We start from the raw sequence: 7708 nt of genomic DNA on the forward strand, positions 1-7708 counted from the left end.
ATGGTTGAGGTGACGGGCGGGGATGGTGCGGTGACGCGGCACGTGATCTCCGAGGATGAGCGCACCGAAGTGGGTCAGGCGGCGACGCTCGGGCTGAGCTTGGCTGAGGGAAAGGCAACCCTGTCCGGCCTGCAGCGCGTCCTGGTCACCGCGCAGGCCGATGCGCACTGTCGCCGCCGTCGCCGGTGCAGCCACTGTGGGGCATTGCGCCCGCTCAAGGACCACCGCACCTGCAAATTGGTGTCGCTGTTCGGCACGGTGGAGGTGCGCGCGCCCCGCTTCGGCCCCTGCCACTGTGGTGTGGCCTGCCGGCGCAGCCTGACCCCGGTCGCGGAGATGATGCCCGATCGCTGCACTCCGGAGTACGAACGCGTCCTGGCCGAGATGGGCAGCGCGCTGCCGTACCGGCGGGCGCGGGCGCTGCTGGCCGAGCTGCTGCCCTTGGATACGGCTCCGGATGTGGAGACGATCCGCCGGCGCACACTCCAGGTTGGGGCTCGGCTCGAACGGGCGGCACTGGTTCCGCCGGACGAGGGATCGCCGGCCCCGGCGCAGGCGATCACGCTGGCCATCGACGCGGGGCACGTGAAATCGGTGCGGACCTACCAGATGCGCTCGTTCGAGGTGATGATCGCTGTCGGCGGACAAAAATGTTTGCACATAGACAAAATATTTTGCGCATGGACAAAAATGTTTACTCCTCAGGAATTGGGCGGCTGCAGCTATCGCTCCTGCACCTGTAGACCTTGCGCGCCGACGGCGCCGGCGAGCGGCAAGATCACCGCCTATCCAGCCGCCAAGCTGTCCCAGCAAATCTGAGCGAGTGCCCGCACGGCTTCATCCGCCAGCAACTCGTCGGTAGCACGCCGGCGATCAGCACCAGCAGGATGGCCACCGCCATGCTGCGGAGCCTGGACCTCCCCTCGACATCAGCGAGCAGATTATAGCATCCACGCGACTTTGAGGAATCGGCGCAACCTGAAATTCTCATCAGCTGTGATTGGATGGTTGAACGCGCGCTTATATATAGGCAAAACTGCCAACCGATACGCCCCTCGCGAGCATGCCGAGCATGAGTTTTTCGCCACCTCGCATCTTCATCTCCTACGCCCGCCGGGACGGCCGCGCCGCCGCCGAGGCGTTCGAGGGGCGGTTGAAGGCGGCGGGCATCACAGCATGGCGCGATATCCGTGACGTCGTTGGCGGTGAAGACATCCGGCCCCAGGTGCTGGACGCCATCGGACAGGCGGAGCATCTCGTGCTGATCTTGACGGGCGGCGCCCTGGCCTCCGACTGGGTCAAGCGCGAATGGTCGCACGCCCGCTCGGTCGGCTGCATGGTCAGTCCGATCCTCGCCGACCCGAGCCTGAAGCGCGGCGACTTGCCCGACTGGATAAGGCGCGCCGAGGTCTATGACTTGGCCGAGCCGGAGCGCTGGGCAAAACTCCTCCAGGTTCTCCGTGGGCCGGGCGCGCCCCGCCGGGTTCCCTACATGGCGGGCGGCCCGCCTCCCGATGGCTTTGTCCCGCGCCCCGCCGAGTATGATGCACTGAAGCGCGCGATCCTGGCGACGGACGGAAGCGGCACGGTGGCGTTGACCACGGCGCTGAGGGGGGCTGGCGGCTATGGCAAGACGACGCTGGCAAACGCCCTGTGCCGCGACGAGGAAGTGCGCTTCGCCTTCGCCGACGGTATTCTTCGCGTCGAGATAGGCCACGAGCGTGACGACGTGACCGGCCTCGTTGTCGACCTGATCGAGCGGCTCGATCCGAAGGGACGACGGCCCGGCTATGTGACCGCCGCGGCCGCCGCCGAGCATCTCGGCGCTTTGATCGGCGAGGCCCGGCTGCTGATGGTGATCGACGACGTCTGGCGCGAGGCGCAGTTGCAGCCCTTCCTGATCGGTGGCCCGCGCTGCGTCCGACTTGTGACGACGCGGCTACCGCAGGTCCTGCCGGTTGGGCACACGGCCATCGATGTCGACGCCATGCGCGCTGCAGAGGCTGCGCGCCTGCTGTCCACCGGTCTGCCGGTGGCGGACGACCCGGCGGCGCACCGGCATCTGGCGGCGCTCGCCAAACGGCTCGGCGGCTGGGCGCTGATGCTCGGCATCGCCAATGGCTGGCTGCGCCTGCGGATCGGCCTGGGTGAGGCACCTGCCGCCGCCGTCGCCCGTTTCGAGGAGCGCCTGGACAAGCGCGGCCTGACCGCCTTCGACCCTAAGGACGAAGCCAGCCGCAACCGAGCGATCAAGGCATGCGTCGAAGCGAGCCTGGACGGCCTGGACAGCGCAGACGTCGCCCGGCTGGGTGAATTAGCCATCCTGCCAGAGGACGAGGCGATTCCCCTGGACGTCGTCACGGCGTTGTGGGCAGAGAGCGGTGGATTGGATGAGGACGAGGCGGAAGAGCTCGCCGCGCGGTTCCGGGCTTGCTCCTTGGTGCAGAGCCTCGATCTTGGCGCCCGGACGTTGCGCTTGCACGACACCATGATCTGGTATCTGCGCAACCGCATCGGCCCCAACGGATGCCGCGCCGCTCACGCCGTCCTGGTTGGGGTGTTCGAGGCGGCCTGCGGCGGCGACTGGCCCGCCCTGCCGTCGGCCGATGCCTACGGTGGGCGGTTTCTGATCCACCATCTGCGCGGAGCGGGTCAGGAGGCCGAGGCCAACAGGCTGCTGGCCGATTACGGCTGGATCGCCGCGAAGCTCGCAGTATCCGGAGCGCAGGGGCTGTTCGCCGATTACTGCCCGGAACCGGAAGAACCCTGCACTCGGCTGATCGGCCGTGCGCTCGCGCTGTCCATGCAAACGCTCGCCATCAATCCGCGTGAACTGCCGCTCCAACTTTACGGCCGGCTCGGGACGGTGAACCACCCGATTGTTGCTGAACTGGTCGCGACGGCGTGCGGCTCCGCGGATCTCCATCTGATTCCTCGCTGGCCAGGCTTGACTCCCCCTGGGCTGGAACGCTTTCGCCTTGTCGGCCATGAGGGCACAGTGAGCAGTGCGGCCTTCTCGCCCGACGGCACCTGCGTCGTCACCGCGTCCTCGGACGGGACGGCGCGGCTGTGGGAAACCGCTACCGGTACCCAGGCCGCCACGCTCATCGGTCATGACGGCGCAGTGACCAGCGCGGCCTTCTCGCCCGATGGCACCAGAATCGTCACCGCCTCCGACGACAATACGGCGCGACTGTGGGACGCCGCCACCGGTGCCCTGACCGCCACGCTCCTCAGTCATGACGACGCGGTGACCGGTGCGGCCTTCTCGCCCTGCGGCACCCGAGTCGTCACCGCCTCCGACGACGGAACCGCTCGGCTGTGGGACGCTGCCACCGGCGCTCTGACTGTCACGTTTCTCGGTCACGACGGCGGGGTGACCAGCGCGGCCTTCTCGCCCGACGGCTCCCGCGTAGTCACCGTCTCCGACGATCTGTTGGCGCGTCTGCGGGACGCCGCCACCGGCGCCCAGACCGCCACGCTCATCGGTCATGACGGCACGGAAGACAGCCCGGCCTTCTCGCCCGACGGCCCCCCCATCGTCATCGGTTCCTGGGACAAGACGGTTCGGCTGTGGGACGCCGCAACCGGAGCCCAGACGACCCCCCTCTGTGGCCATGACGGTACCGTAACCTGCGCCGTCTTCTCACCCGACGGCATCCGCGCCGTTACCGCCTCCGACGACGGAACCGCTCGACTGTGGGACGCCGCCACCGGCGCCCAGATCGCCACGCTCGTTGGCCATGATGGCGGGGTGACCAGCGCGGCCTTCTCGCCCGACGGTACCAGGATCGTCACCGTTTCCTGGGACAAGACGGCGCGGCTGTGGGACCCCGTCACTGGCACCCGGGCCGCCACTCTCCGCGGCCATACCGGCTCGGTGACCGGCGCGGTCTTCTCGCCCGATGGCACCAGAATCGTCACGGCCTCCGACGACAATACGGCGCGACTGTGGGACGCCGCCACCGGAGCCCAGATCGCCACGTTCATTGGCCATGACAACTCGGTAAAAAGCGCGGCCTTCTCGCCCGACGGCACCCGCGTCATCACCGCGTCCTCGGACGGGACGGCACGGCTGTGGGACGCCGCTACCGACACCCGAACCGCCACGCTCATCGGTCATGACGAGCGAGTGAGCAGCGCGGCCTTCTCGCCCTGCGGCACCCGAGTCGTCACCGCCTCCGCCGACAAGACGGCGCGTCTGTGGGACATCGCCACCGGCACCCAGGCCGCCACGCTCATCGGTCATGACGGCGTAGTGACCAGCGCGGCCTTCTCGCCCGATGGCTCCCAGATCGTCACCGCCTCCCACGACGACACAGTGCGGCTGTGGGATGCCACCACCGGCACCCAGACCGCCGCGCTCATCGGTCATGACGGCACAGTGAGCAGAGTGGCCTATTCTCCCACCGGCACCCGCATCGTCGCCGCCTCCTACTGGAAAGACACGGTCCAACTGTGGGATGCCGCCACCGGCACCCGGACCGCGACGCTCATCGGCCATAACAAATGGGTAATTGGCGCGGCCTTCTCGCCCGATGGCACCCGGATCGTCACCGTTTCCTGGGACAATACGGCGCGTCTGTGGGACGCCGCCACCGGCATCCAGACCGCCACGCTCGTTGGCCATGACAGCTCGGTAGAAAGCGCGGCCTTCTCGCCCGATGGCACCCGGATTGTGACCGCCTCTTGGGACAAGACGGCCCGGCTGTGGGCCGTTGCCACCGGCGCCCAGACCGCCACGCTCATCGGTCATGACGAGCCAGTGAACAGCGCGGCCTTCTCGCCTGACGGCACCCGGATCGTCACCGCCTCCGCCGACAAGACGGCGCGTCTGTGGGACATCGCCACCGGCACCCAGGCCGCCACGCTCATCGGTCATGACGGCGTAGTGACCAGCGCGGCCTTCTCGCCCGATGGCACCCGGATCGTGACCGCCTCTTGGGACAAGACGGCGCGGCTGTGGAACGCCGCCACGGGCGCCGAAATCACGCGGATCACCCTGGACGCCACCGTCACCGCATTTGCCGTCCATGGTTGCCTGATCGCCCTCGGCGACGGCCTCGGCCGGATTCACGTGCTGGAGGCTGCGGCCTTCCTTCCCAAACCGGAGCCATCGCATGGATGAGGATAGAGCGCGGTACAACGCGCTGTATGACCTGCTTCTCGCCACCGCCGAGAAGGTCAGCGACCGGCGGGCGCAGGCGAACACCTATCTGTTGAGCGTCAATAGCGCGATCGTCGGGCTCCATGGCTATCTTCAGGAGGGCAAGGCGTCGGTCGGGGCCGGCGGCAAACAGGTGTGGCTGTGGGCGATCCCGGCGGCCGGAATCGTGGTCTGTTTCGCCTGGGCTACGCTGCTCGCCTCCTACCGCCAGCTCAACCGCGCGAAATTCTCGGTGCTGATGGAGATGGAGGCCGAGCTGCCGCTGAAGCCTTTCACTCGCGAACGGCAAATCTACAAGTCGGCGCGGCGGCTTCCGCTGTCCTGGATCGAGAGCGCAGTCCCCTGGGGCTTCATCCTGCTCTACGCCGCCATGATCGCGGCAACCCTGCTGAAGCCTTGAGACGCTGTTGCAACAGATCGGCAAGAGGCTTTCAGGAGCAATCATTTTTGTCGAAATTCCATGGCATGTGCCGTTCAGAGAGCGCCAGGAAGAGCAAACTTTCCTAGTTCAGTACATCGGGCGCTCTCGGAAATTCAAAGAGTTAGCGTACAGCTGGGAGCAAACATTTTTGTCCGCCTACAATCGCGCGGGCGGCCAACGATGAGGGTCAGGAGGTGGTCTTCGGCAGCATGCCGGCCGAGGCTGACCGCCAGGTGAAGCAGCTTCATCACGTCCTGCGCCGTCTGGGAGCGACGGCGACCACGCCGGTCACCATTCTCAGCGACGGCGCGGAAGGCCCCCGGTCCCTGGCCGGGGCGGCCAGTTCCGGCCCGGTGCGCCATGTCCTCGACTGGTTTCATCTGTCGATGCGGGTCCAGCATGTGGCGCAAGCGGTCAAGGGATGGGCAGCGGCAGAGCCGGACGCCGCGGCGCGGACGGTGACCATAGCCGACGCCGTATCCCGCGTCCGCTGGCGGCTCTGGCATGGCCAGACCGAGCGGGCGCTGGGCTTGATCGGTGACACCCTGACCGACCTCGGCGTCCTGTTGGAAGCCGCCGACGACCGGCAGGCCCGGAAAGTGGCTACGCTGCTGCGCACCCTGGAAACCTACGTTGCCGGACAGGCCAACCTGATCATTGACTATGCTGCCGCCCGAGGCCGGGGCGATCCCATCTCCACGGCGACGACCGAAAGCACGGTCCAGCGACTCCTGCACCGGCGCATGGGCGCCAATCAGCAGATGCGCTGGTCGCCGCGTGGCGCTCACCGCATGCTGAAGGTTCGCATCGCAGTGATGAACGGGACGTTCGCAGCGGATCACGCCGCCGCCGAGCCATACGCCCGCCGCCCCTTCCGCCCCGCGGCGTGAAGGCCCCCAGGTTTGCGACGGTCTCACAAGTCGATGAACTCAGCCTCAAGATCCGACGAAAGCGTGCCAACCGTGATCCCGATCGTCTCGAAAAAACTCGTTCGACAATCCGATCCGTAACCTGAAGTGATTCCCCTGGGAAAAGGGATGCGCGCCCCCTTCCGCAATGCACACGATCGAATTCGGACGATTTGCACTTTTTATGTTTCAGAGTCTATAGCGTTTGAGTCAGAGATCATCTGCCCCAGAGCGCGAATATGTTGTTGTCGAGGGAGGATTATGGCATTAGAGGTAAATCGAAAGTGAGTGTGTGCGGTAAAAGTTTGGCCTTCCGATGTCACGTTGTGCATGGCTGAGAGGGCGGCTCTGGCAACTGGTTGGGGTGAAAGATCTGGAGGACATGTCCTGTGGATGGGTCTACCGTGAGGCATTTCGAACGCCGGAATTTTTATGGGCGTCCGGGCCTCGCTGCATCGGCGCCTGCAGGCGGAAACGCTGGGATTGGCCGAGGGCAGCACAATCATGAAGACCATCTCCGTTGCCGCCACGGTGATCCCGGTCATTTTGTCGGGTGGATCGGGAAGCCGCCTGTGGCCTCTGTCCCGTGTGCTTTATCCCGAGCAGTTCCTGCCGCTGGCAAGCGATCTGAAGATGAGCCAGGAAACCGCGCGGCGGGTCGTCGGGGAGCGGTTTGCGCGTCCAGGGCAAGTGGATCACAGTCAAGCCCGGCGAGCAGCTGTCGCTGCAGATGTACCATCACCGTGCCGAGCATTGGATCGTGGTCGAAGGCGTCGCGCTGGTGACGATCGAGGCCCAGTCCGGCGGCTGTCTGGGCGAAGATGACATCATCCGCTTCGAAGGGTACGGACGCGGCCTTCAGCGATCGTGAGGTTTTTTGAGTGGTCTTGAGAGTTTTGGCAAGCTGCGCAGCGCGCATTGACAACCGAAGGCGGCTTTTGTGGAAAACGTTGGATACAAGCGGATAGACAAGTGCCGGATCAGCGGAAGCGATCACCTTGTTTCGGTCCTGGACCTTGGGCGGCAGGAACTGACCGGCGTCTTCCCCCATTCCAAGAGCATTCCGGTCACGCGGGGGCCTCTGGAACTGGTGTGGTGCCCGGACAGCGGTCTGCTGCAACTGGCGCATTCCTATGACGCCGGGGAGATGTACGGCGAGAATTACGGCTACCGGTCTGGTCTTAACCAGTCGATGGTGCGCCACCTGACGCA

Annotated in this window: 4 protein-coding genes and 4 pseudogenes; all 8 read left to right on the forward strand. The window is 66.1% G+C overall.

Annotated elements, in window-relative coordinates; genetic code table 11:
* A pseudogene (locus AAG816_RS27095) lies at positions 1–636 on the forward strand (ISKra4 family transposase); the annotation flags it as partial.
* Between the two features lie 427 nt (positions 637–1063).
* The gene (locus AAG816_RS27100; protein WP_341992834.1) at positions 1064–5128 is read left to right on the forward strand and encodes a TIR domain-containing protein; all 4065 of its coding nucleotides are present in this window, start codon (positions 1064–1066) and stop codon (positions 5126–5128) included.
* Positions 5121–5567, forward strand: a complete 447-nt coding sequence (locus AAG816_RS27105; RefSeq protein WP_341992835.1) for a hypothetical protein — start codon at positions 5121–5123, stop codon at positions 5565–5567. The genes AAG816_RS27100 and AAG816_RS27105 overlap by 8 nt, the downstream gene beginning before the upstream one ends.
* Before the next feature lie 7 nt (positions 5568–5574).
* A complete protein-coding gene (locus tag AAG816_RS27110; RefSeq protein ID WP_341992836.1) occupies positions 5575–5772 on the forward strand; it encodes a hypothetical protein in 198 nt (65 codons plus the stop codon).
* Positions 5750–6478, forward strand: a pseudogene (locus AAG816_RS27115) (ISKra4 family transposase); the annotation flags it as partial. The gene AAG816_RS27110 and the pseudogene AAG816_RS27115, both read left to right, overlap by 23 nt.
* Positions 6479–7000: 522 nt before the next feature.
* Positions 7001–7129 (forward strand): annotated as a pseudogene (locus AAG816_RS27120) (sugar phosphate nucleotidyltransferase); the annotation flags it as partial.
* A 40-nt stretch (positions 7130–7169) separates the two neighbouring features.
* Positions 7170–7367 carry a hypothetical protein gene (locus AAG816_RS27125; protein WP_341992837.1) on the forward strand — a complete coding sequence of 66 codons (198 nt, stop codon included), beginning with the start codon at positions 7170–7172 and terminating at the stop codon, positions 7365–7367.
* A gap of 69 nt (positions 7368–7436) precedes the next feature.
* Positions 7437–7708 (forward strand): annotated as a pseudogene (locus AAG816_RS27130) (methyltransferase); the annotation flags it as partial.

Origin of the sequence: Azorhizobium sp. AG788 (assembly GCF_943371865.1) — a bacterium.
Classification (GTDB): domain Bacteria; phylum Pseudomonadota; class Alphaproteobacteria; order Rhizobiales; family Xanthobacteraceae; genus Azorhizobium.

Bases quoted from the DNA above. Each gene is read 5' to 3' on its own strand.
- AAG816_RS27105 (WP_341992835.1), top strand. From the start codon at position 5,121: ATGGATGAGGATAGAGCGCGGTACAACGCGCTGTATGACCTGCTTCTC.
- AAG816_RS27100 (WP_341992834.1), top strand. From the start codon at position 1,064: ATGCCGAGCATGAGTTTTTCGCCACCTCGCATCTTCATCTCCTACGCC.